The organism is Pseudomonas sp. B20, from assembly GCF_020515755.1.
In the GTDB taxonomy this organism is placed as follows: Bacteria; Pseudomonadota; Gammaproteobacteria; order Pseudomonadales; family Pseudomonadaceae; genus Aquipseudomonas; species Aquipseudomonas syringae.
Map to the genome: position 1 here is coordinate 77,440 of NZ_JAHPJG010000008.1, position 24,531 is coordinate 101,970.

Annotated in this window: 13 protein-coding genes; 5 read left to right on the forward strand and 8 right to left on the reverse strand. The window is 61.4% G+C overall.

Annotated elements, in window-relative coordinates:
- Nucleotides 1–222 precede the first annotated feature (222 nt).
- The gene (locus LIX91_RS10920; RefSeq protein ID WP_226488472.1) at nt 223–6,348 is read left to right on the forward strand and encodes a membrane-targeted effector domain-containing toxin; all 6,126 of its coding nucleotides are present in this window, start codon (nt 223–225) and stop codon (nt 6,346–6,348) included.
- A 127-nt stretch (nt 6,349–6,475) separates the two neighbouring features.
- Here LIX91_RS10920 and LIX91_RS10925 read toward each other — a convergent pair whose 3' ends face one another.
- From LIX91_RS10925 to glnE, 8 genes are all read right to left on the reverse strand, one after another.
- A complete protein-coding gene (locus LIX91_RS10925) occupies nt 6,476–7,921 on the reverse strand; it encodes a lipopolysaccharide kinase InaA family protein (RefSeq protein ID WP_226488473.1) in 1,446 nt (481 codons plus the stop codon).
- Nucleotides 7,921–8,700: a lipopolysaccharide kinase InaA family protein gene (locus LIX91_RS10930; protein ID WP_003414410.1), complete on the reverse strand. Its 780-nt coding sequence runs from the start codon at nt 8,698–8,700 to the stop codon at nt 7,921–7,923. The genes LIX91_RS10925 and LIX91_RS10930 overlap by 1 nt, the downstream gene beginning before the upstream one ends.
- Entirely contained in the window at nt 8,697–9,431 is a 735-nt protein-coding gene (locus tag LIX91_RS10935) for a lipopolysaccharide kinase InaA family protein (RefSeq protein ID WP_003414408.1), read from the reverse strand. Before LIX91_RS10935 ends, LIX91_RS10930 begins: the two co-directional genes overlap by 4 nt.
- Nucleotides 9,431–10,237 carry a lipopolysaccharide core heptose(I) kinase RfaP gene (gene rfaP, locus LIX91_RS10940; RefSeq protein ID WP_226488474.1) on the reverse strand — a complete coding sequence of 269 codons (807 nt, stop codon included), beginning with the start codon at nt 10,235–10,237 and terminating at the stop codon, nt 9,431–9,433. The genes LIX91_RS10935 and rfaP overlap by 1 nt, the downstream gene beginning before the upstream one ends.
- On the reverse strand, nt 10,237–11,358 hold the full coding sequence (locus LIX91_RS10945; RefSeq protein WP_103696048.1) for a glycosyltransferase family 4 protein: 1,122 nt from the start codon (nt 11,356–11,358) through the stop codon (nt 10,237–10,239). Before LIX91_RS10945 ends, rfaP begins: the two co-directional genes overlap by 1 nt.
- Nucleotides 11,358–12,422 (reverse strand): lipopolysaccharide heptosyltransferase I, encoded by a 1,065-nt coding sequence (gene waaC / locus LIX91_RS10950; RefSeq protein ID WP_226488475.1) that lies wholly within the window; start codon nt 12,420–12,422, stop codon nt 11,358–11,360. The genes LIX91_RS10945 and waaC overlap by 1 nt, the downstream gene beginning before the upstream one ends.
- Nucleotides 12,423–12,424: 2 nt before the next feature.
- Nucleotides 12,425–13,459 carry a lipopolysaccharide heptosyltransferase II gene (gene waaF / locus LIX91_RS10955; protein ID WP_100072807.1) on the reverse strand — a complete coding sequence of 345 codons (1,035 nt, stop codon included), beginning with the start codon at nt 13,457–13,459 and terminating at the stop codon, nt 12,425–12,427.
- Nucleotides 13,460–13,588: 129 nt separating this feature from the next.
- Nucleotides 13,589–16,546 carry a bifunctional [glutamate--ammonia ligase]-adenylyl-L-tyrosine phosphorylase/[glutamate--ammonia-ligase] adenylyltransferase gene (glnE, locus tag LIX91_RS10960; RefSeq protein ID WP_226488476.1) on the reverse strand — a complete coding sequence of 986 codons (2,958 nt, stop codon included), beginning with the start codon at nt 16,544–16,546 and terminating at the stop codon, nt 13,589–13,591.
- Nucleotides 16,547–16,930: 384 nt separating this feature from the next.
- Between glnE and aceE the strand changes: the two genes are divergently transcribed.
- The 4 genes from aceE to LIX91_RS10980 all read left to right on the forward strand — a co-directional run bounded on the left by aceE (nt 16,931) and on the right by LIX91_RS10980 (nt 24,510).
- The gene (gene aceE / locus LIX91_RS10965; protein ID WP_003392156.1) at nt 16,931–19,576 is read left to right on the forward strand and encodes a pyruvate dehydrogenase (acetyl-transferring), homodimeric type; all 2,646 of its coding nucleotides are present in this window, start codon (nt 16,931–16,933) and stop codon (nt 19,574–19,576) included.
- Nucleotides 19,577–19,718: 142 nt separating this feature from the next.
- Complete coding sequence (gene aceF, locus LIX91_RS10970) at nt 19,719–21,368, forward strand: dihydrolipoyllysine-residue acetyltransferase (RefSeq protein WP_226488477.1); 1,650 nt, start codon at nt 19,719–19,721, stop codon at nt 21,366–21,368.
- A 302-nt stretch (nt 21,369–21,670) separates the two neighbouring features.
- Nucleotides 21,671–23,050 (forward strand): ATP-dependent RNA helicase DbpA, encoded by a 1,380-nt coding sequence (gene dbpA, locus LIX91_RS10975; RefSeq protein ID WP_003432003.1) that lies wholly within the window; start codon nt 21,671–21,673, stop codon nt 23,048–23,050.
- Nucleotides 23,051–23,331: 281 nt separating this feature from the next.
- Nucleotides 23,332–24,510, forward strand: a complete 1,179-nt coding sequence (locus tag LIX91_RS10980) for an NAD(P)/FAD-dependent oxidoreductase (RefSeq protein ID WP_003414397.1) — start codon at nt 23,332–23,334, stop codon at nt 24,508–24,510.
- Nucleotides 24,511–24,531 lie beyond the last annotated feature (21 nt).

Here is a 24,531-nt window from a genome sequence, read left to right on the forward strand (position 1 = left end):
AGCTAAAGGGCGGGATTATAACGTAATGACCAAGGATTGGCTCGACGCGCTGAAATGTCACTCAAGGCGGCCCGCCAGACGGTGTACGAAACGTCTCTTTCGCCACGCTGCATATTTATCTAAGGCGTCGCTGCCCGTCGCATCTGATTAATTGAGGCCTTTAGTCGCTGCCCCCGAGGCCGTCGATCAAACCTCAGCGCCTGGCGCAATGGAAAGCCTGTCATGACACAAACATCACCCTCTCTGAATTTCAACCTTTCAACGCCAAGCCCGGTACCGATGACGCCCAGTGATACCTGGCCTGGCGCGTCCGCAGCGCTGAAAAGGCTCGACGAACTGCGCACCCTGCTGGCCAGCGAACTGGACGCGCTGCCCCGGGCTGGCGAGGCCTTGTTGAGCGCCCTTGACGGCGCTGACGTGTCCGAGCGCGAACTGGAAATTTTCAGTCTGTTGCAGCAGATCGACGACTACTGGACGGACCCGGGCGAAACCGCTGAAAGCCGCCGCGACCGCCTCGTACCGGCCTTGCAACGGGCCATGCTTGACGAAGCCCGCGTCAGGATTCACGAGCGCGACCTCGACAGTGGCTACCTGGCCTGTCTGCCCGACTCGCCCGAGCAGACCCAAGGCCCGGCGCTCACCTATTCGACGGTGCGGGTGCAATTGCATGATGACGAACAGATTGAAATGGCCGGCGTGCTGGTGATTTCCCAGGATCAGGGGCGCACGTTATTGATGCTGCCAGGGCTCGGCATCACCGGTTTTGCCACGCCGGCCATAATGGTCGCAACCCTTGCGCAGTGGCTCAATACGCCAACATTGCGCGATGCGCTGCTCAGCAACGTGCAACGACAGCATCAGGACCGGCTGGCCGAGATCGCTCAGGACGCCGACCTGTACCTGGAGCCGTTCACGGCTGCCGATGTGCAACTGCAGCCCGTTACCACGGCACCGTTCATTCACGCGTTCGACCGGTTGCTGAACAAGCAGCGCAACGACATCCGTTACGCCTGTGAACAACCCGGCGTAGCGGATCGGTTAAAACGTCAGTCGCTGATCCAGCAAGCCATCGACATGCCTGGCCTGTTAGGCCCCGGCGCCATGCTCGAGCTGCGGGAACTGACCAACAGGCAACGTCAGTACCAGCGCAACTTGCCCGAGTGGATGAAGATCGCCAGTGCGGCGGATCTGCAAACCTATGCCCGGCACCTGCAACGCTACGACGCGGCGCATGCTGCGATGCTGAGCGTACTGGGCGGCGCAGCTTCCCCGGAGCAGTTTGCCGAAATGCAGTTGCGCACGCGCCTGGCCAATGACCTGGGCCATGATCTGGATCCGCGGGCCTTGATCATCGACACCCGTCGCAGGCTGCCAGCGACGAGCGAGACCTACCGCGTGACGCTGCCACTGACCGAACTGGCGCTCTATGGTCTGCATCCGGGCGACGAGGCAGCAGGCTCGGACTTCCTCGACCAGACGCTCATCACCCTGGATGGCCAGCCGCTGGACGCCGCCTACTCGGCCTTGAACCCGGCCTACCTTGCCGCAGTGATTGACCAACTCGACCTGCGCGCGGTGTTTGGCAAGTTTCAACGCGAGGCCTGTCAGCAGCCACACAACCAGCAGATGCTGCGCGCACTGGCGCGGACCCGACTGACCACGCTTGGCTGGGCGGCGAAGATGCAGGGGCATATCCAGCCCGATGATTTCGCGATTGTCGTAGCGCTAACCGGCACGGCAGCGAGTGCGTCTGATCCCACGGTGCGCGTGCAGCAGATCAAACTGAACGACCGCAACGTGATGGCCAGATTACTGGTGTTCCGCAAGCAGGATGATCAAGGCCGGACGCAGCGGCTGATCATGTTCGCCAGCGAGGCGCCTGGGCAGCACTATTTCAAGGCCTTCGACACCGACACCCAACTGCTGCAAGAGGTGGTTAGCTGGACAGCATCGCCGGCAATGACAGCCTGGCTGCTGGATCAGGTAGAGGTCGCTGCCCGTCCGGAACTAGAAGCGCAACTCACGGCCCTTCGCGAGAAACCCCAGCCTGCAAAGAACTTTCTGCAATTCATCGATCACCCCGATTGCGAGACGGCGTTGCACAGTTTTACCGACGAGCAGACCCGCGTATTGCTCTCCGAGCAGGCCCGCCATACCCCGGACTGGTACCTGCGCGCCAGCCGTGCCCAGCGCCGGGAACTACTGGCCCTTGAACACGCCATCGGTGGCGCGCTCGGCAACTATCAGGCCCAGCCGCACACCAGGGTTCAGTCGTTCCAGGACTACGTACACCAGCGTGCCAGCCAGCAGATCGGCAAACTGCTGGGCGTCCCGGCAGGCACGGTAGACCCTGACCTGATCGTGATCACCAGCGAGCGCGAAACGCTGACCTACACCACCATGCTGCTCCAGGGCTACAACGACAGCATCGACCCCTTGCGCACGTCAGCAGCCACCGACGCCACGTTCAGCGGCCCGCCGGGTATCGGCCTGAGCGCGCTGTCACCCGCGGCTGTCGCAGGCTCGGTGCGTGGCCAGTGGCTGGCGGACGAGTACATTGCGCTGATCAGAAACACCCTGCTGAACAGCAAAAACGATGGCTATGCCTACCGTCGCCAGTGCAGCGTGATGATCACCCAATTGCAGATGAAGGCGGCTGCACTGCGCAGCCTGCTGAAAGGTCATGTCGAGCCCGCGCAGTATGTCTGGCTCAAGCAATCACTGGATAACGCGCACCTGAGCGACTCGGCCTCACGCGAGCGTTTCCCCCTTTACCCCCTGCAAATACATGTGGATAAACCGCTGATCGCCTCGGGACTGACCGATATCAATCAACTGGTTATCCCCAGCCCGCTGCTGACCCACATCGAAACCGTTCAGGGCTGCCTGATCATTTTGCCGACGCAGATCCGGCACGCCGCGCTGCTCTATACGCCGCAGGCACCTGACGGTCTCGAATTCCGACTGTTCAGCGATTTCGTGAGCTCGCTGAACAGCGAAGGGATGATCGATTACTACAAGGATCGCTGCCGCATCAAGGCACGCCGGACGTTGTCGTTCTTCCTGCGGGACATGCAGAAGGGCAATGCCAACAAGCCTCCGGTCATCCCCAGGGCATTCATTTCAGACGTCGCCGATACCTGCTTCAACCGGCCACTGGAGCGCAGGTTGCGTGATGTGGAAGAAACCACCACCGGCCGCCACGATATGCTGGCCAAGCTGATCTGGGTCAGTGTCGAAATCATTGCCACGGCCCTGACCCTGCCCTTCCCGCCGGCAAGCTTTGCGGTGGGCAGTCTGCTTTCATTGCATGACAGCGGGCAGGCACTGGCCGCGCTGAGTGCAGGCGACCGGGAGCGCGCTACGAACTACATGCTGTCGGCACTGTTCAACGGCCTCGGTGCAGGCAGCGATTTGCTGCTGGGCCTGAAAGGACTGGGCGTTTTGCACCAGCTTGAGAACGGCCAGCATTCGACCCCGGTGTTGCGCTCGTTCCAGCGCCAGCCTTCCCTGCCGCGTTACGAGGATCTGTACCCGGTAGCGCTGCAAGAGCAGGTATTTCTGCTCGGCAAGCCCAACGCCCACGGGCATGCGGCGGTGTTCCAGGCGCCCCATGTCGCTTCGGCACCACCGCTGGCAACCGGTCAGTTCGCGGCGCGCGAGGTCGGTGGCGCCTGGCAGCCGCTTCTTCCGCTGCCCCCGGCAGCGCAGCGCGCGCCGTCAGCTTTACGCATTGACCTGGCGGTCGACATTTCGCTGGATAACGTGCCGCGTATCGCCGATGGTCACGCGAAAGGCGTGCATGCGATCAATGGAAAACACTATATCCAGCTGTCAGACCGGGCCTTCGAGGTTCAGTACGACGCACACTGGCGCTGCTGGCAGATCATCGACCCGGCCAATCCGTTCGCCTTCTTCGGCAAACAGCCAGTTCGCCTGAATGATCAGGGCCAGTGGCTGCTCGTCGAACGGCAACGCCTGCGCGGTGGCGGGCTGGACACGCCGGGCACTTATCGACCGCTACCTGAGGAAGCCAGCGCAAGCTCAAGCTCGCTGAACACCTTGAGCGACTATGAGATGCCGAGCGGCATGCGTGCGCACCTGGACATTGTCATCAACAAGGAAGTCTTCGACCCGACCGGCGCAGGCCTTGAAGTCTATTTCGAAACGTATTTCACCGAGGTGCGCCAGACCTTCACGACGCGTAGGGAAAATCTCTATCAGGACGCCCAGGCCTTTTTTGCCCGATTCACGCCTCCACCCAGGCCGACCCTGCCCGCCTACAGCCTGCCCGGCAGCGTCGACACACTGATCGAGCACATCTTCAGTCACACTAACGGGCTGGTGTTCAGCGAGGCCGCGAAGTCGGTGGCCAGCAAGCGTCTGCTGCTGCTCAACATGCCCGTGCTCGCAGAGCAGCGTGTCGAGGTGCTGTACATCGAGCACCTGCTGATCGACAAACACCTGCGCAAGCTGGCCCGTTATCGCCAACTGGGCAAAAAGAGTCGCTCCGGCTCTCATGAACTCAAGTATTACCTGCAAGAGACCAATCGCGGCGCCCTGAACAACGCCAGCAGCGAATTCGATTACTACCACCTGATCAAAACAGCCCACAGTTACGGGATCGAGGTACGCCCGTTCAGTTCGTCGATCAGCTATCCGTTCCTCGGCCATCCGGTGCTGGCGGCTGCCGATGACCCGACAGCGACCATGAAAATGAGCAATTTCTTCGGTCACAAGCTCATCAGCCACGATATCGAGCCGGCCTCTGCCAAGCGCTGGGTAGCGCTGCTCGACCAGAAGCTGGCCACGACCCACGATCAGGTGCCCGGCATCGCTGAAATGCAGGGGGCCGTCAGTGTGCATATCCAGGACATCTCCGCCGGCCGGCCAACCCGCATCAGGCAAGGCGCGGGTGGGGCGCATGAATACACGCCGACTCACCATGACTTCAGCATAGCGTTTGCCGATCCGACGCTCCCCGCCAAGCCACTGCCCCCTGCCACTGCGCTGGATAACCTGCTGATCCGCGAGCTGGGCGACCCGGCCGCGATTGCCGAGGGTGAGCGCTGGGCCGGCGAGTATGGGTTTGTCCTGGACGAAAACGATACCTGGCTGCGCGTGGAGCCCGATGACTGGAACGTTGACCGGCCGATAACGGCCATCCAGCAATCGCTGACCGATGCCACCTACGAAATACCGCTGGAGACCCGAACAACGCTGCATAGCCTGGCGAACTTCGAAAAGAAAGGCCTCGATATGGAGTATTTTTTTGAAGACATCGAACTCGACACTGTGCGCAATACATTCGACCTGCTGCGCAAGAATCTGCAACAGGACGCCGCCCGGATCAGTGCCGCTCAACTGCCGCCTCGCCCGACATTGCCAGCCGTCGAACCGCAGACAAGCACTGCCGGGCTGCTTGAAACCCTGTATCGCCATACCGAAGGCCTGGTTATTGGCGAGTCGCACGCTTCGCTCGCCAGCAAAAAGCTGATCATCGACAACCTGCCGTTGCTGTCACAGCAGAACGTCAAAACGCTGTACATGGAGCACCTGCTGAGCGATCTGCATCAGGCGGACCTGGATCGTTTCCTCGAAACCGGGCAGATGAGCAAAACCCTGCTGCATGACCTGAAAACCCTGGACCGCGGGCATCACACCGACCCGGACGGGATCTACACCTTCGAGCGGCTGATCATCAAGGCGCGGCAGCAAGGCCTGGAGATCCGCGCCATCGATTGCGCAGGCAGTTACCACCTCAAAGGCATCGCCGAGGATGAGTCCCTGATCCGCCAGCAAATGATGAATTACTTTGCCTCACGCACGATCCGCAGGCATCAGGAGGTGATGGGCTCGCACAAGTGGATCGCGCTGGTCGGCAACAGCCATTCCAACACCTACCAGGGCGTCGTGCCGGGCATGGCCGAACTGCAAGGCGGGATCGGCCTGCGGGTCGTCGATGTGGCACCGGGGCATTCGAGGGGAGTAACGCTGGATCCGGGGGAGCTCGTCTCGGGCGGCATAGCGGATGACAAGGTGTACATCAAAGCTGATTATCGGGTGGAGATGGAGGTGCTGCGACTACAGCCGGTCAGGCTGCCGAGCATCGAAAACCGCCTTTCCAGGCCGGGAATGTTTCTGGTGCAGGAGGGTGAAGGCAATCTGCCAACCATCATTCATCGCGCACGCGACACCTGGGTTCACCACACACCGGTGCTGCGCAATGACGAGGGCAAGCTGTACATCGAGCGTCTGCGCTGGCCGCGCATCCACCTCAAACCCTTCGACGACATCGATGCACTGGTGGCAGCACTCGAAGCGATGAACCTCAAACGCATCACCTGAGGATGCCGATGCTCTGCGTCACACAGAGGACGCGGAGCGTCCGGAACGGCATGCCAACGCGGAGCATTGGCACGATAATCTACACCTACCGATGAGCGCTCCGCGCTGGCACGAGGGTCAGCCGGGCTCAGTCTGTCACAAGCTTCGGCAAGCGCTGTTCCAGCAACTGGTGCAGCGCGCTCTGCGCTGGCCAGTTGCGCATGAAGCGGGCACGGTCTCGGGCGTAGGCCGCAGCGAATGATGACTGCGAGCTGTGCTGCTGCATGGCGTCCAGGTCGATCATCGCCCAGCGATCGACGTGCCAGAACAGGTTATGCCCCTTGAAATCACCATGGCTGATACGTGCCTGGATAAGCTGCGCAAAAAGCCGATCCAGCGCCAGCAGTTCGACCTCTGGCGCATCACCACTTTCCACATACGCAGCGAAGCGTTCGATGATGTCCGGCCCATCGATGAACTCGGTCACCAGCCAGGCCTTGCTGCGCAAGCCAAGAAAACGCTTTTCCTGCACGGCCAGAGGTTTGGGAGTGGCGATACCAAGGAACATCAGCCGGTTGCCTTCGCGCCACGAATGCCAGGCCCGGCTGGGGCGCCAGAAGCGCTTGAGCCAATGGCTGAAATTCTTGATGTTGTAGCGCTTGATGACCAGCGGACGACCATTGATCTCAACCCGCCCGACACTCGCAGCGCCACCGGTCTTGTACAGATGGCCCTTGTCGAGCAAGGCATCCGCCTGACTCAGCACCGGCAGCATCGCGGGTTCTTCCTCGCGGCGAATGGCGCGGAACACCGAAGCGCTGTCCTCTACACTGAACAGACTGCAGTCGCGCACGGTCTTGCTCATGAAGTCCTTGAGCCGCCAGCTGCGAACCTTGTCGATCTGCTTTTGCAGCGCTTCCATCGGCAAACCATGCTCGGCATTGCTCAACAGGTAATGCACCAACAGCTCTTCAGTAAACGGTTCGAAAGACCTGGGCAACTGGGCAAAGAACACGCCGAGGTTTTCCAGCACCTTTTGCCGCGACAACGGCGTACCGGCCTGTTCAGCACGAATGCCGGCGCCATCGATCAGGTACAGCTGCCCCTTGTGGCGCAGCAGGTTGTCCAGGTGCAGGTCTTCCTGCCACAGGCCCTTTGCGTGCTGCAGGGCAATGGCCGATAGCGCCTCGCCGAGCACCGCTTGCTGCTCGTCTGCCAGTGGTGGCAGGTGCTGAACAGCGTTCCAGGCATCGCCCAGGCTGGGTGCCTGTTCCAGAAACTCGAACAACAGCCAGCCACCCTCGCCGTCCTGCAGACCGTCGGCCAGCAGCAGCGGTGTGGTCAGGCCCTGTTCGGCAAGCAGCCCTACCCCGGCCAGCTCACGCTGAAAGTGTCGGGCCGCCTTGTCGCCCACCAGCAGTTTTGCCAGCACCGTTCGGCCTCGCCAGACACCGGCCCCGACATAGCGCTGCCCCGGCAAGACACGCAGCAGGGTCAGCAATTGCAGTTCAGCCGATCCGGCAGCATCGGCCAGCGTCAGGCTCATCGGCAACTCGGGGGTACGTCCGGCGGTCTTGAGTTCAGACAGGCGCATCAACGGGTCTCTTTATCATCGCGGTGTTGAAGGTCTCGTTTGTGAGCGCCGCGCTTGCCCAGGCGCGCACTCCAGGCGTCGACCAGCAGGCTGTTCGGCGTGGCGCGCAGATAAGCCGCCAGCAACTCGCGCCGATCGGCCTCATTCCACATGGGCGCACGGCGCAGCAGCGGTTCGAGGTCGCGGGCAAGGTCACGCTTGCCGAAGATCACCGGGCGGGTTTTTTCCAGGTCGATCAGTTGCGCCTGATACCCCGTACCGGCTGCCTGAAGAAAAATATGCTTGGGGTAGAAGCAGCCATGCACCTGTCCGGCGCCGTGCAGCGTGCGCGCCAGCTGGCCGCAGGCGTGCAGTATTGCCTGACGCTGAGGGGCCTCCATCTGGTTCCACTGCTGCAACAGTTCGTCGAGATCGGTCCAGCCGTCCAGCGCACGCGTCATCAGGATCGCCCGGCGTTCGCCGTCGACCTTGCGCTCGCCATAGAACACCGCCTGCAACGCCGGGATGCCCAGCTTGCGATAGCGACTGATGTTACGAAACTCGCGCGAAAACGACGGTTCGCCAAACGGGTGATGCAACGTGTGAGTCAGGTAATTGCTCTGACGCTTGAGGTAAAAACCCTGACCGTCCAGGTCGAGGCGGAACACACTGCTCCAGCCACCGCGCCCGGTATTGGGTTCATCGACCGCATCGAGTCGGATGTTCCAAAGCGATTCAAAATCAGCCAGGTTGTGACGCGCCAGTAAAGGCTGGTCGGCACTGGCAATAAAAACGCTCATTCACGGCCCTCGAAAAAGCTGACGATATGTCGAATACGTTTTTTGTCGGAGGCGTTCAAACGCGTTCGCTGGCGGTATTGCAGGTAGAAGCGCAGGCGCTGGGTGGCCGACAAATGATACTTGGCGACCTTGTCCAGGCAGGCCAGATCCTTGGTGATCCGATAGCGCAGCATGAAGCTCCACCAGAATGCACCATTGGGGCAATCGATGAAAAACAGCTTGCCTTCGTTATCCACCAACAGGTTGCGCCATTTCAAATCGTTATGCGTGAAATGGTTGTCGTGCATGATCCGGGTAAAGGCAGCCAGCTGGCGGCTGACTGCATCGACCCAATGGCGGTCGGCCAGTCGCGGATCCTTGCGTTGCGCCAGTGCCGACAAGTCTTCGGTGTTCGGCAAGCCACGCGTGATCAATGCGCCGCGATCATACGCCGCGCCATTACGCTCCAGCCCCCAGGCCACGACTTCTGCGGTGGGGATGCCCCATTTTGCGAAGCGCTTGAGGTTCTGCCACTCGGACTTGACCCTCGGCTTGCCCATGTAGCGACGCAGGCCCTTGCCCGCACCCACGTAGCGTTTGACGTAGTAGTAAACCCCGGCGCGCTCGACGCGGATCACGTCGGACAGCGGATCGCGGGTCAACTGCTGTCCCTGCAAGGCAAATACGGCATCCAGGCTGCCAAATTCCGGCTCCAGGAACGCGTACTCGGGCTCGAGCTTCCAGCCCGCCATCAGAGTGCGTCTCCGTAGCGCACTTTGCGCTGGTACAACTTGTCGGCTTTTTTATCCAGCCAGCTCAGCAACGTCGCTTCCTTGAGCAGGATTTCGCGCAACGGCTTCTGGAAATAGCCCTGGAGAAAACGCAGTTTGTCGCGGCGGGTCAAGCCAATGTCCAACGCTGAAAAATACAGCGCGGCCAGGTCCTTGTTGCGCCAGCGCGGCGTGATCGCACGACGGGTCTGGGCACGGTGCAGGTCGATGACCGACAGTTTGAAATCGTCAGCGGTCACCGGCTTGTCGGTGTGCAGCAGAAAATGGCAGATGTAGCAGTCGCGGTGATTGACGCCTGCGCGGTGCATCATGCCGACCATGCGGGCGACTTCGGCAATGAAGGCTCTCTTCAGACGCGGCTCGGGCGGCTCGTTGCGCCAGTTGAGGCTGACGTCTTCAAGGCTGGTGGTCGGTGCGAGTTCTTCGGTGACGATGAACGAGTGCTGCGCGGCAGGGTTGCTGCCACGCTCACCATAGGCCACGGCGGTCATGGTCGGGACGCCGACTTCATGCAGACGCTCGATGGCGTCCCATTCCTTGCCCGCGCCGAGTACCGGCAGCTTGGCGGTTGCCAGGTTCTTGGCGATCTCGCCCCAGCCAATGCCGCGGTGGATCTTGACGAAGTAACCGCGCCCATCGACCTCGGTGCGCAGTGTGCGGCGCCCCTCCAGTTCACGGTAGACCTCACCGCTCAGGCCTTCGACCTCGACGAACGCATCGCGCCCCGCCCACAGGCTCTTGAACGGTTCAGCAAGGAACAGCTTCATCAATAGTGCTCCGCCAGAATCACATCCGCAGCGTGTTGCGGCATGCTGTAAAGGTCTGCCGTGTCGGCAAAGGTCAGGCCATTGCGCGACCACGCGCTGCGGGCGGCATCGTCCTCAAGCATCTCCGACAGGTAGCGATTGAGCTGCGCCTGCTCGAACGGCTCATCCAGCACCCGCCCGCAATCGGCCTCGGCAATATAGTGAGCGTAACCACAGACCGCGCTGACCAGCACCGGCAGACCGGCAACCAGCGCTTCGAGCAGCACGGTCCCGGTGTTTTCGTTGTAGGCCGGATGAATCAGCAGGTCGGCGCCCAGCAGAAAACGCGGAATATCGCTGCGTCCTTTCATGAAGGTCACCTGATCACCCAGGCCGAGCGCCGCGCTCTGCAATTGGAATACTTTGGGGTCGTCCTGCCCGATTACAAACAGCCGCGTGCGCTTCTTCAGTTCGGCGGGCAGAGCCGCAAGCGCCTTGAGGCTGCGATCCACGCCCTTGGTCTTGAAACCGGAGCCGATCTGCACCAATAACAGCTCATCGTCGGCAAGGCCGAATTCCTTGCGAAAGCCTGCACGGATCTCAGGCGCATCCGGCGGCGCGCGGCGATCCTGGGAAATCCCCGGCGGCAGCAAATGGAAGCGCGACGACGGGGTGTCGTAATGCTTGATGAACAGCGGCTGCTGCACTTCGGAAATCATCAGCACCTGGGTTTTCGAGTCTTTGGCGAACACTGCGCGCTCGTAGTCGGCAAAGTGGCGATAACGGCCCCACTTGCGATACAGCGGGCTGCGCAGGTTCTGCGCCTTGTCCTCGAAACAGCCGTCGGCGGCATAATACACATCCAGACCGGGCATCTTGTTGAAACCGATCAGGCGGTCCACCGGGCGCTTGGCCAGGTCTGCTTCCATCCAGGCGCTGAGTTTTTCGTTGCGCCGATGATTGAAGAACGCCTTGACCGGCGCCACCAGCACCTCGAAACCGGGCGGCACATCGCCTTCCCAGATCAGGGTATAGACGCGGATCTGATGGCCGCGCTGCTGGCACTCCAGCGCGATGCGCATGAAGTCGCGTTGCAGGCCGCCGAACGGGAAGTATTTGTAGAGTACAAAAGCCAGTTGCATCAGCCAGGTTCCTTTGCCAGCAACAGCGCGCCCAATTGGCTCGCTACTCGCTCGGGATTCAAGCGAGTGAAGCACATCGGCCACTCGCGCTTAAGGTCGAACCGGCGCTGATCGTCGGCGCTCGGTTGGTACGTGCATTTCTTTTGCAGGCACGGCGTGCAGCCCGGGTAGTCGCTGGCCAGATGCACCTGCGACTTGCCGTAGGCCCCGGTCAGGCCCGGATTGGTCGGGCCGAACAGGGAAATGGTCGGCACATCCAGTGCAGCAGCCAGGTGGCCGATGCCAGTGTCTACCGCGACGCACGCCTGCGCGCTGGCCAGTACCCGCGCAACCCCTGCCAGATTGAGCTTCGGCAGCACGTGCGCACTGCTCAGACCCTCGGCAATACGCTCGGCGCGAGCTTTCTCTGCCGGATTGCCCCACGGTAACTGCACTTGCAGACCGCGCGCTGCCATCAATTCGGCCAGTTGCCGCCAGTACAGCTCGGGCCAGTGCTTGGTGTCCCAGGTAGTGCCATGCAGGAACAGCACGAACGGGGCCTGCAAACTGTCATCCAGGGTCGCCAGTGGCTTGAGACCGTAATCGCCCATGCCGGACGGCTGTGGATAACCCAACGCCTGAGCGAACAGCTGACGCAGCCGCTCGACCGCATGCTGCCCGCGTGCCACTGGAAAAGCGCGATCGTAAAAGCGGCTGGCGACCGGCTCGCGTGCCGAATCGCGGTCCAGACCGGCCACCGGCGCATCGACATAGCGTGTCAGCCAGGCACTTTTGAACAGGCCCTGCGCATCGATCACCAGATCATAGCGCTGTTCGCGCACCTGCTGTTTGAAGCGTCGCCATTCCCCGGACCTGAAGGTCTGCCAGAGGTGCTTGCGCCAGCGGCGAATCGCCACCTGAATGACCCTGTCGACCGCCGGATGCCAGGCGGGAATTTCCGCGAAGCCTTCCTCGACCACCCAGTCGAAGCGAATGCCGGGCAGCGCGCGCGCCGCATCGGTCAGCGCGGGCAAGGCATGGATCACATCACCCAGTGAAGACGTCTTGATCAGCAGTACCCGCAAAATCAGGCAACCTCCACCGGCGTGCTACTCAGACGGGTCAGCGCCTGAGTCACAGCGTCCGGCTCAAGCAGACGCATGCAGTTGTAATGGCCGAAACGGCAGGTGCGCTCAAAGCACGGGCTGCACTCGATGCCGAGTCGCACCACCTCGACTGCGTCGGCCAGCGGCGGCGTGAAGCCCGGCGAGGTCGAGCCGTAGACAGCCACCAGCGGACGGTTCAACGCTGCGGCCACGTGCATCAGGCCGGAATCGTTGGACACCACAGCGTCGGCGCACGACAGCAGGTCAATGGCTTCGGCCAGCGAGGTCTCGCCACTGAGGTTGACGGACTCCTCACGCAGGCCGGGAATCAGCTCCTGGCGAATGCTCTCACCGACCGGGTGATCCTTTTTCGAGCCGAACAGCCAGACCTGCCAGCCTTCGCGAATGCTCGCGTCGGCAACCTGTGCGTAATGTTCGGCGGGCCAGCGCTTGGACTCGCCGAACTCCGCGCCGGGGCACAGCGCCAGTACCGGGCGATCCAGCGTGAGGCCGAATTTGCTCAGTGCGGCATCGCGTGTGGTCGGGTCGATGCGCAGGCTCGGTCGCGGGTAAGGACGCGGCAACTCGGCGCCCTTGTCGAAGGCCAGAGCCATGAAGCGTTCGATCATCAGCGGGTAGCGCTGCTTGTCGAGGGTTCGCACGTCGTTGAGCAGGCCGTAGCGAAACTCGCCGCGCCAGCCGGTGCGTTTCGGGATACCGGCAAAAAACGGCACCAGCGCCGATTTCAGCGAATTGGGCAGCAGGATAGCCTGATCGTACTGGCCAGCTAGAGACTTGCCGATCCGGCGACGGGTCGCCAGTTCCAGGGCACCGTGACCCAGCGGAAAACTGAGCGCAGCACGAACTTCCGGCATGCGCTCCAGTATCGGACGGCTCCATTCAGGGGCCAGCACGTCGATTTCGCACTCGGGATGACGCTGTTTCAGACACTGGAACAGCGTTTGTGCCATCACCATGTCACCGACCCAGCTAGGCCCAACGATCAGAATTTTCATGTTCTATCCAAAAACGACCAGAAACGATCAGGGAGGCCGATCAGACTGCGTGACGTTCCCACACAACCTGTCGCCTCCCTGTCATAGCTTTATAGAGTGTTGCAGCGGAATGTGGCGTTGCCGTGAGGCTCAGCTCAACCCCATCTGCGTCCAGATCCGCATCACCTCACGCCGCTGGGCATGAAACTGATCGCCGCTGACCACGCCCGCCTGCTTCTGCAAGGCCTGGCGATGTGCCGCCGAGCGATACGCCTTATAGGCTTCGCGCAGCAGGCCGGCATCCGTATCCGGCAGCAGCCCGGCCTCTTCCAGCCCTTCGAGAATCCGGATGTTGTCGGTGTATTGCAGCAGCGCGGGATGCTCTCTGGACCACGCCAAGGCGGCGTATTGCACCATAAATTCGATATCGACGATACCTCCGGCGTCCTGCTTGAGGTCGAATGGCACCGCCGCCTCGAAGGCATTGGCCGCCCTGCCGGCCGCTGTCGCGCGGGTCCCGAGGTTGTCACGCATCTTGGCGCGCATTTCGCTGACTTCGGCGCGCAGCTTGTCCAGATCGCGTTCGCGCCCCAGCACATCGGCACGGACCTTCTCGAATTGCTCGCCGACATCCCGGCTACCGGTCATGACCCGCGCACGAACCAGCGCCTGATGCTCCCAGGTCCAGGCTTCATTGGCCTGATAACGGGCGAAAGCGCCCAGAGAGCTGACCAGCAGACCAGACGCCCCCGAAGGCCGCAGGCGCATGTCGACGTCATACAGCTGACCGGAGTTGGTTTGCGTCGTCAGCAAATGGATCACCCGCTGCCCCAGCCGGGTGAAGAACTGCGCAGTGTCGATCGGTTTGGCACCGTCGGTCTCGGCCTCCAGATCGCCATCATGAATGAACACCAGATCCAGATCGGAGCCGTGCCCCAGCTCGATACCGCCGACCTTGCCGTAGCCGACGATCACGAAGCCCGGATCGCACAACGTGCCGTCCGGACGCAAAGGCGTACCGTGGCGGGCCACGCTGTAGCGCCAGGCCAGCGCGAGCACCTGATCGAGAATAGCCTCGGCCAGCCAGGTCAGGTAATCACTGACTTTCATCAACGGCAGGCTGCCGGATATCTCGGACGCCGCGACGCGCAGGCTGTGCGCCAGCTTGAAATGCCGCAGGGCCTCCATCTGTTGCTCGAGATCGTCCTCGGGGATACGAATCAGCCGCTCTCGCAGCTCGGCCGCCAGTTCCGGGGCCAGTGGCGGATTGAACAGCCGCCCTTCGTTGAGCAACTCATCGAGCAGCAACGGGAAGCGCGCGATCTGTTCGGCAATCCACGGGCTGGCGGCGCACAGGGTCAGCAGCTGTCGCAGCGCGTCGGGGTTTTCCGTGAGCAGCACCAGGTACGCCGAGCGCCGCGCGACGGCCTCGACCAAGGGCAGCACGCGCTCCAGGACCAGGTCGGGCTTCTCATGTTCCACCGCCTGAGCCAGCAGACGGGGGATGAATGCGTCCAGCCGCTCACGGCTCAGACGCTGCATCGAACGCAGGTTGGGGCTGCTGCGCAGGTTGGCCAGATGTTTCAGCGCCTTCTCGGCATCAACGAAGCCGGCCTGCAACAGTTGGCGACCTGCGGCTTCTTCGTCCTGGGACTCTTCCCACAACGGCAGCCATTCGCCTCCCACCACCACTTCGCCATCTTCATCTTGCTCGTCGTCCGGATCGGCGTCGGGGTCAGCAATGACCTGGCGGAAGTGCCAGGCCACACGGCCACGCCAGTACATGAGCCGTTCGTGAAAGGCAGCCCAGTCAGCGAAGCCCATGATCAGCGCAACGCGCGCCTGATCCTGTTCGTTGTCCGGGAGCATCTGCGTCTGACGGTCGGCGATCGCCTGAATGGCGTGCTCGGTATAACGCAGAAACTCGTAGCCCTCGCGCAACTCTTCGGTCACCGCCGAGGGCAGATAACCCTGCCCCTCAAGGGTTTTCAGCACTTTGAACAGCGGCCGCTGCTGCAGACTCAGGTCGCGGCCGCCGTGAATCAGTTGAAAGGCCTGGGCAATGAACTCCACCTCGCGAATGCCACCGGCACCCAGCTTGATGTTTTCCGCCATGCCCTTGCGCTTCACTTCCTGCTGAATGAGCTGCTTCATGGTGCGCAGCGCTTCGATGGCCGAGAAATCCAGATAGCGGCGATACACGAACGGACGCAGCATCGCCAGCAATTCGGCACCGGCCGCCTGATCGCCCCCGACCACGCGCGCCTTGATCATCGCGTAACGTTCCCAGTCCCGGCCTTGGTCCTGGTAATACTGCTCCAGCGCATTGAAGCTGAGCACCAGTGCCCCGGAAGAACCGTAAGGACGCAGGCGCATGTCGACACGGAACACGAAACCGTCGACGGTCACCGGGTCGAGCGCCTTGATCAGCCGTTGGCCCAGACGAATGAAAAACTCCTGATTGTCCAGCGCACGCTTGGTACCGACGGTTTCGCCGCCCTCCGGGTAGCCGAAGATCAGGTCTATGTCAGAGGACAGGTTCAGTTCCACCGCGCCAAGCTTGCCCATGCCCAGGATGACCATGTGCTGGGGCTGCCCGGAATGACGACCGGTCGGGGTGCCGAACTGCTGACAATGCCGGGCGTACAGCCAGTGGTAAGCCAGATCGATCGACGCATCGGCCATGTCCGACAGGTCACGGCAGGTTTCGATCAGGTTTGCCTGACGGGTCAGGTCGCGCCAGATAATCCGTACTTGCTGGCGTGCGCGCTGTCGACGTAGATTACGCCCCAGTTCATCCTCGCTGGCGGTGCTCGACAGCGCGTCGGCAAGCTGACCGCGCAATTGGCCGACAGAGAAGCTACGCTCCAGCTCGCCCGAATCGGCCAGCCGCAGAAGCATCTGCGGATCACGGCAGACTTGTTCGGTTACAAAATCACTGGCGGCGCAGACCCGGTCGAAGGCTGCCTGTCGCGCCTCGGGCCAAGCGTTGAAAGAAACCAGCGCGTCCTCGGACAGGGCAGTCAGCGCGGCCTGAAACATCTGGCGGGCGCGGCTGATCGATGGCAGCAGAATGGCCGAAAATTCGGCCAGTAAAGGTAGGCTCATGGTCTATCCTTGATCGGCGTGCAGACGCCCGTCCGTCGTTACGGCGAGACGCGTCTGCCAGCACCGCTTGTCGAACAAAGGTTATAAATTGCTGGAAAAATCAAATTAGAAGCATAAAAATCCGCTTTTTCCCTGCAAGATATTCAATAGCGATCAACAGTAACGTTTTAAGCTACACGACAACAGGAGCGATTGAGTCGCTTCTCTGTAGTTTTACTACTGGGTCCGATACTCGGAGGGCTGAAATCGTCGTCGATTTGTAGTAAAACTACACGCCGCCGGATCCCACCCTCCGGAAATCCAAGAATTTATGTCGTCTGCCCACAAGGCCAGTCGCAAACTCAGGCAACCGATTCTGGAAGCCTTTCCGCCCTGGAGCAAGCCATGCAAGACCTCGATCCCGTCGAAACCCAGGAATGGCTGGACGCCCTGGAATCGGTTCTCGACAAAGAAGGCGAAGACCGCGCTCACTACCTGATGACCCGTTTGGGCGAGCTGGCCACCCGTAGTGGTTCGCAGCTGCCGTACGCCATCACCACGCCATATCGCAACACCATTCCTGTCACCCACGAAGCACGCATGCCTGGCGACCTGTTCATGGAACGCCGCATTCGCTCGCTGGTGCGCTGGAACGCATTGGCCATGGTTGTCAAAACCAACATCGGCGACCCGGATCTGGGCGGCCACATCTCCAGCTTCGCCTCCAGCGCCACGCTGTACGACATCGGCTTCAACTACTTCTTCCAGGCCCCGACCGACGAACACGGCGGCGACCTGATCTACTTCCAGGGTCATGCATCGCCAGGCGTTTACGCCCGTGCATTCATGGAAGGCCGCATCACCGAAGAGCAAATGACCAACTTCCGTCAGGAAGTCGACGGCAATGGCCTGTCGTCTTACCCACACCCGTGGCTGATGAAAGATTTCTGGCAGTTCCCGACCGTATCGATGGGCCTTGGCCCGATCCAGGCGATCTACCAGGCGCGCTTCATGAAGTACCTGGAGCACCGCGGTTACATCCCGGAAGGCAAGCAGAAAGTCTGGTGCTTCCTGGGTGACGGCGAGACCGACGAGCCGGAATCCCTGGGCGCCATTGCCCTGGCCGGTCGTGAGAAGCTCGACAACCTGATCTTCGTCGTCAACTGCAACCTGCAGCGCCTCGATGGTCCGGTTCGCGGCAACGCCAAGATCATCCAGGAACTCGAAGGCGTGTTCCGTGGCGCCCAGTGGAACGTCACCAAAGTCATCTGGGGCCGTTTCTGGGACCCACTGCTGGCCAAGGACGTCGACGGTATCCTGCAACGTCGTATGGACGAAGTCATCGACGGCGAATACCAGAACTACAAGGCCAAGGACGGCGCGTTCGTCCGCGAGCACTTCTTCAACTCGCCTGAACTCAAGGCCATGGTTGCCGATCTGTCCGACGACGAGATCTGGAAACTCAACCGTGGAGGCCACGACCCGTACAAGGTCTATGCGGCCTACCACGAAGCCGTCAACCACAAGGGTCAACCGACCGTGGTTCTGGCCAAGACCATCAAGGGTTATGGCACCGGCGCCGGCGAAGCGAAAAACACTGCGCACAACACCAAAAAGGTCGATGTCGACAGCCTGCGTCACTTCCGTGACCGTTTCGACATCCCGGTCAAGGACTCCGAACTCGAAGCCCTGCCGTTCTACAAGCCGGAAGAAGGCAGCGCCGAAGCCCGTTACCTGAGCGAGCGTCGTGCTGCGCTGGGTGGTTTCGTACCGCAGCGTCGTGCGCAGAGCTTCAGCCTGCCGACCCCGCCACTCGAGACCCTCAAGGCCATCCTGGATGGTTCGGGCGATCGCGAAATCTCCACCACCATGGCCTTCGTGCGCATCCTGACGCAACTGGTCAAGGACAAGGAAATCGGTCAGCGCATCGTGCCGATCATCCCGGACGAAGCGCGTACCTTCGGTATGGAAGGCATGTTCCGCCAACTGGGCATCTACTCGTCGGTCGGCCAGCTCTACGAGCCAGTCGATAAAGAACAAGTGATGTTCTATCGCGAAGACAAGAAAGGCCAGATCCTCGAAGAAGGCATCAACGAAGCGGGCGCCATGTCCTCCTTCATCGCTGCCGGTACTTCGTATTCCAGCCACAACCAGCCGATGATTCCGTTCTACATCTTCTACTCGATGTTCGGTTTCCAGCGTATCGGCGACCTGGCCTGGGCCGCTGGCGACAGCCGCACCCGTGGCTTCCTGGTTGGCGGCACCGCCGGCCGTACCACGCTGAACGGTGAAGGCCTGCAGCACGAAGACGGTCACAGCCACATCCTGGCATCGACCATCCCGAACTGCCGCACCTTCGACCCGACTTACGGTTACGAACTGGCAGTGATCATCCAGGACGGCATGCGCCGGATGTTCGAAGAGCAGCAGGACGTTTTCTACTACCTGACCGTGATGAACGAGTCCTACGCCCAGCCAGCCATGCCGGCCGGTGTGGAAGAAGGCATCGTCAAGGGCATGTACCTGCTCGAAGAAGACACCAAGGAAGCGGCGCACCACGTCCAGTTGCTGGGCTCGGGCACCATCCTGCGTGAAGTTCGCGAAGCGGCGAAGATTCTCCGTGACGAGTTCAACATCGGTGCCGACGTGTGGAGCGTTACCAGCTTCAACGAGCTGCGTCGCGACGGTCTGGCTGCAGAGCGCAACAACCGCCTGCACCCTGGCCAGAAGCCGCAGCTGAGCTATGTCGAGGAATGCCTGAACGGTCGCAAAGGTCCGGTCATCGCATCCACGGATTACATGAAGCTGTTCGCTGATCAGATTCGTCAGTGGGTTCCAACCAAGGAATACAAAGTCCTGGGCACCGACGGTTTCGGCCGTAGCGACAGCCGCAAGAAGCTGCGTCACTTCTTTGAAGTCGATCGCCACTTCGTGGTGCTGGCAGCCCTGGAAGCCTTGGCTGATCGTGGCGATATCGAACCTAAAGTCGTGGCTGAAGCCATCGCCAAGTTCGGTATCGATCCTGAAAAACGCAATCCACTGGACTGCTAAGAGTCTGCTTCAAGAGCGCTGATCAGAGCGTAAACAGCCGAGGATGCGGAATTTACTCGACGTAAATGAGCATCCAACGCTGTTTCGTTGTAACTGAACCAGCGTATTCGTGAGTGAACAGGTTCTCCTAAGGAGAGACATAGTGAGTGAGTTAATTCGTGTACCCGACATCGGCAACGGTGAAGGCGAAGTCATTGAATTGATGGTCAAGGTCGGTGATCGCATCGAAGCCGACCAGAGCGTTCTGACGCTTGAGTCAGACAAGGCGAGCATGGAAATCCCTGCTCCCAAGGCTGGCGTCATCAAGACCATGAAGGTCAAGCTGGGCGACCGCCTGAAAGAAGGCGACGAGCTGTTCGAACTGGAAGTGGAAGGTGAGGCGGCTGCGGCCCCGGCACCTGCTGCCGAACCTGCCGCTGCCCCTGCCCCTGCTGCTGCCGAAAAGCCGGCTGAAGCGGCACCTGCACCGGCGGCCGCCGCCGAGCCTGCTCCGGCAGCCAGCGTTCAGGACATCCACGTACCGGACATCGGTTCGTCGGGCAAGGCCAAGATCATCGAACTGATGGTCAAGGTCGGTGACAGTATCCAGGCCGATCAGTCGCTGATCACCCTGGAATCCGACAAGGCCAGCATGGAGATCCCTTCTCCGGCAGCAGGCGTTGTCGAGAGCATCGAAGTCAAGCTGGACCAGGAAGTCGGTACCGGCGACCTGATCCTGAAACTGAAAGTCGAAGGCGCCGCGCCTGCCGCTGCTCCGGCCCCTGCTGCCAGCGCACCCGCCGCTGCGCCGGCCAAGGCTGAGGCCGCAGCTGCCCCTGCTCCCAAGGCAGAAGCAGCACCTGCGCCGACTGCTCCAGCGGCTCCGGCCAAAGACGGTGCCAAGGTTCATGCAGGCCCGGCCGTTCGTCAGCTGGCCCGCGAATTCGGCGTCGAGCTGACCGCGGTCAGCGCCACCGGCCCGCACGGCCGTGTGCTGAAAGAAGACGTTCAGGCTTACGTCAAAACCATGATGCAGAAGGCCAAGGAAGCTCCAGCTGGCGGCGCAAGCGGCGGCTCGGGCATCCCGCCGATTCCGGAAGTCGATTTCAGCCGTTTCGGCGAGATCGAAGAAGTACCGATGACGCGCCTGATGCAACTCGGCGCTTCCGGTCTGCACCGCAGCTGGCTGAACATTCCGCACGTCACGCAATTCGACCAGGCCGACATTACCGACCTGGAAGCTTTCCGTGTGGCGCAGAAAGGCGCTGCCGAGAAGGCTGGCGTCAAGCTGACCGTTCTGCCACTGCTGCTCAAATCCTGCGCCCACCTGCTCAAGGAGCTGCCGGACTTCAACGCGTCGCTGGCACCTAGCGGCAAGGCAGTGATCCGCAAGAAGTACGTGCACATCGGCTTTGCCGTGGACACCCCGGACGGCCTGCTGGTCCCGGTCATCCGCGACGTCGACCAGAAGAGCCTGTTGCAACTGGCCGCCGAAGCCGCCGCACTGGCGGAAAAGGCGCGCAACAAGAAACTGACTGCGAACGACATGCAGGGCGCGTGCTTCACCATCTCCAGCCTCGGCCACATTGGCGGCACCGGCTTCACGCCGATCGTCAACGCGCCGGAAGTGGCGATCCTCGGTGTTTCCAAGGCAACCATCCAGCCCGTCTGGGACGGTAAAGCCTTCCAGCCGAAACTGATGCTGCCGCTGTCGCTGTCCTACGATCACCGCGTGATCAACGGCGCAGCTGCTGCCCGCTTCACCAAGCGCTTGAGCGAATTGCTGGCGGATATCCGCACAATCCTGCTGTAAGCCCTGCAGGCCCGTCCCCGGACGGGCCTTGCTGTACACCTTTGCGAGCTGCCACGCTCGAACCTCAACCCCGCCCTCCAGCGGGGATTTTTTTGCCCTGGCTATCGCGCCCATGCTCCGCGCTCATTGCTGGATACTGTGGGAGTGACCGGGGCGGCGATCCGCATTGCTCACGAACCATCTTCTGGGACGGTAAGGGCCCCTTCGCGAGCAAGCTCGCTCCTACGACCTTTATCGTCGGTGCCAGGTCTGACTGGCGGGTGATACACTACGCGACATTTTTGTTTTGCAGGTTCACCGTCGTGACTAACACCGCTTTCAATTCTCTGCCTCTGTCCGCTGCCATGCTGGCTAACCTGGAGTCGCTTGGTTATGCCGAAATGACACCGATTCAGGCGCAGAGCCTGCCGGTGATCCTCAAGGGCATGGACCTGATTGCGCAAGCCAAGACCGGCAGCGGCAAGACCGCTGCGTTCGGCATCGGCCTGCTCAACCCGATCAACCCGCGTTTCTTCGGTTGCCAGGCACTGGTCATGTGCCCGACCCGCGAACTGGCGGATCAGGTGGCCAAGGAAATCCGCCGTCTGGCGCGCTCCGAGGACAACATCAAGGTCCTGACCCTGTGTGGCGGCGTGTCCTTTGGCCCGCAGATCGGCTCGCTGGAGCATGGCGCGCACATCATCGTCGGTACTCCGGGTCGCATACAGCAGCACTTGCGCAAGGGCTCGCTGGTCCTGGACGGCCTGAACACGCTGATTCTCGATGAAGCCGACCGCATGCTGGACATGGGTTTCTACGACGCCATCGCCGACATCATCGAGCAGACCCCGCAGCGCCGCCAGACGCTGCTGTTCTCCGCCACCTACCCGGTCGGCATCAAGCAGTTGTCCTCGAAATTCATGCGTGATCCACAGACCGTGAAAGTCGAGGCACTGCACGCCGATAGCCAGATCGAGCAGATTTTCTACGAGATCTCCCCGGAGCAGCGCCTGGAAGCCGTGGTCAAGGTACTCGGCCATTTCCGTCCGACGTCCTGCGTGGCGTTCTGCTTCACCAAGCAGCAGGTTCAGGAAGTGGTCGATCACCTGACCGCCAAGGGCATGTCTGCCGTCGGCCTGCATGGCGATCTGGAACAGCGTGACCGTGATCAGGTGCTGGCGATGTTCGCCAACCGCAGCACCTCGGTACTGGTCGCCACCGACGTGGCCGCGCGCGGTCTGGATATCGACGCGCTGGACATGGTGATCAACGTCGAACTGGCGCGTGATTCGGAAATCCACATCCACCGTGTCGGCCGTACCGGCCGCGCGGGCGAGAAAGGCATCGCGGTCAGCCTGGTGGCTCCGTCGGAAAGCCAGCGCGCCCGCGCCATCGAAGAGTTGCAGAAAGCGCCGTTGAACTGGCAGCAATACGACAGACTGAGCATCAAGGAAGGCGGCAAGTTGCTGCCCGCCATGACCACCCTGTGCATCGGCTCGGGCCGCAAGGACAAGCTGCGTCCGGGCGATATCCTCGGCGCACTGACCGGCGAGGCAGGCATCCCGGGCACTCAGGTCGGCAAGATCGCGATTTTCGACTTCCAGGCCTACGTTGCCGTCGAGCGCAGCATGGCCAAACAGGCCCTGGAGCGTTTGAACAATGGCAAGATCAAAGGCAAGTCGCTGCGCGTGCGGATTTTGTAAAGTTTATCGTTGACCCTGATAGTCCCTACACGCCGCGCCGAGCGTCATATACAGGCCCCGAAGGTCCTGAAAACGCGGTTTTCAGGCTTCTGCCCGCAGGGCGTAGGAGCGAACTTGTTCGCGAAGACGGTAGTTCAGACGATAAATCTTCGGAGAACATACCGGCCCTTTCGCGAACAAGTTCGCTCCCACGGCCTTCGGCCAGAATCAAAAACAGGCTTGTGCATAGCTTGGCGCGGAGCATGGGAACGATCGTGACCTGAAGATCGAGGAACCACGCTGTGCCCGTTACTGACGTTGTAATCATTGGCGCCGGCGCTGCCGGTCTGATGTGTGCGTTCACCGCTGCCGCTCGCGGGCGCAAGGTGATGTTGATCGACCACGCCAACAAACCCGGCAAGAAGATCCTGATGTCCGGTGGCGGGCGGTGCAACTTCACCAATATGTACACCGAGCCGGCCAACTTCCTGTCGCAGAACCCGCATTTCTGCAAATCGGCCCTGGCCCGCTACACCCAATGGGATTTCATCGCGATGGTCGCCAAGCATGGCGTGCCTTATCACGAGAAAAAGCTCGGCCAGCTGTTTTGCGACAACAAGTCCAGCGACATTCTGGAAATGCTTCTGGAAGAGTGCCGCCAGGCCGGTGTCAGCCTGCACATGGACACCTCCGTGCAGCAGATCGAAAAGACCGACGCCGGCTACAGCCTGCAGACCACGCTGGGCACCCTGAACTGCCAGTCGCTGGTGATTGCCACGGGCGGGCTGTCGATTCCGACGCTGGGCGCTACCGGTTTTGGCTATCAGGTCGGCAAGCAGTTCGGCCACACGCTGCTGCCGACCCGCGCCGGGCTGGTGCCTTTCACCATCACCGATCAGCTCAAGGAGCTGTGCACCGAGCTGTCAGGCACCTCGGTGGATTGTCTGGTGAGCTGCAACGACACCAGCTTCCGCGAAAACATCCTGTTCACCCACCGCGGCCTCAGTGGCCCGGCGATCCTGCAGATCTCCTCGTTCTGGCAGCCCGGTGACACCGTGGAAATCAACCTGCTGCCCGATCATGACGTGCCCGCCTGGCTCAACCAGCAGCAGGCCGAGCGCCCCAACAGTGAACTGAAGACCCTGCTGGGCGAGATGTTCACCAAGAAGATGGCCAACCTGATCGCCGAGCACTGGTTCGTTTCCAGACCGATGAAGCAGTACACCCACGCCGAACTGGCCGGGATCGCCGAAAAGCTGGCGAGCTGGCAGGTGGTCCCGGCGGGCACCGAGGGTTATCGCACGGCCGAAGTGACGCTGGGCGGTATCGACACCCGCGAAGTGTCGTCCAAGACCATGGAGTCGCTGAAATCTCCCGGCCTTTATTTCGTGGGCGAAGTGCTGGACGTGAGCGGTCATCTGGGCGGTTTCAACTTTCAGTGGGCGTGGGCGTCGGCCTATGCTGCCGCACACTACGTGTGACGTAGTCGCTGATACGCAACA

What these genes read in the sequence shown, in the direction of transcription:
- waaF (WP_100072807.1), bottom strand. Translation starts at nt 13,459, where the DNA reads ATGAAAATTCTGATCGTTGGGCCTAGCTGGGTCGGTGACATGGTGATG.
- LIX91_RS10925 (WP_226488473.1), bottom strand. Translation starts at nt 7,921, where the DNA reads ATGCGCCTGTCTGAACTCAAGACCGCCGGACGTACCCCCGAGTTGCCG.
- rfaP (WP_226488474.1), bottom strand. Translation starts at nt 10,237, where the DNA reads ATGAAGCTGTTCCTTGCTGAACCGTTCAAGAGCCTGTGGGCGGGGCGC.
- LIX91_RS10920 (WP_226488472.1), top strand. Translation starts at nt 223, where the DNA reads ATGACACAAACATCACCCTCTCTGAATTTCAACCTTTCAACGCCAAGC.
- LIX91_RS10935 (WP_003414408.1), bottom strand. Translation starts at nt 9,431, where the DNA reads ATGGCGGGCTGGAAGCTCGAGCCCGAGTACGCGTTCCTGGAGCCGGAA.
- LIX91_RS10945 (WP_103696048.1), bottom strand. Translation starts at nt 11,358, where the DNA reads ATGCAACTGGCTTTTGTACTCTACAAATACTTCCCGTTCGGCGGCCTG.
- LIX91_RS10930 (WP_003414410.1), bottom strand. Translation starts at nt 8,700, where the DNA reads ATGAGCGTTTTTATTGCCAGTGCCGACCAGCCTTTACTGGCGCGTCAC.
- glnE (WP_226488476.1), bottom strand. Translation starts at nt 16,546, where the DNA reads ATGAGCCTACCTTTACTGGCCGAATTTTCGGCCATTCTGCTGCCATCG.
- aceE (WP_003392156.1), top strand. Translation starts at nt 16,931, where the DNA reads ATGCAAGACCTCGATCCCGTCGAAACCCAGGAATGGCTGGACGCCCTG.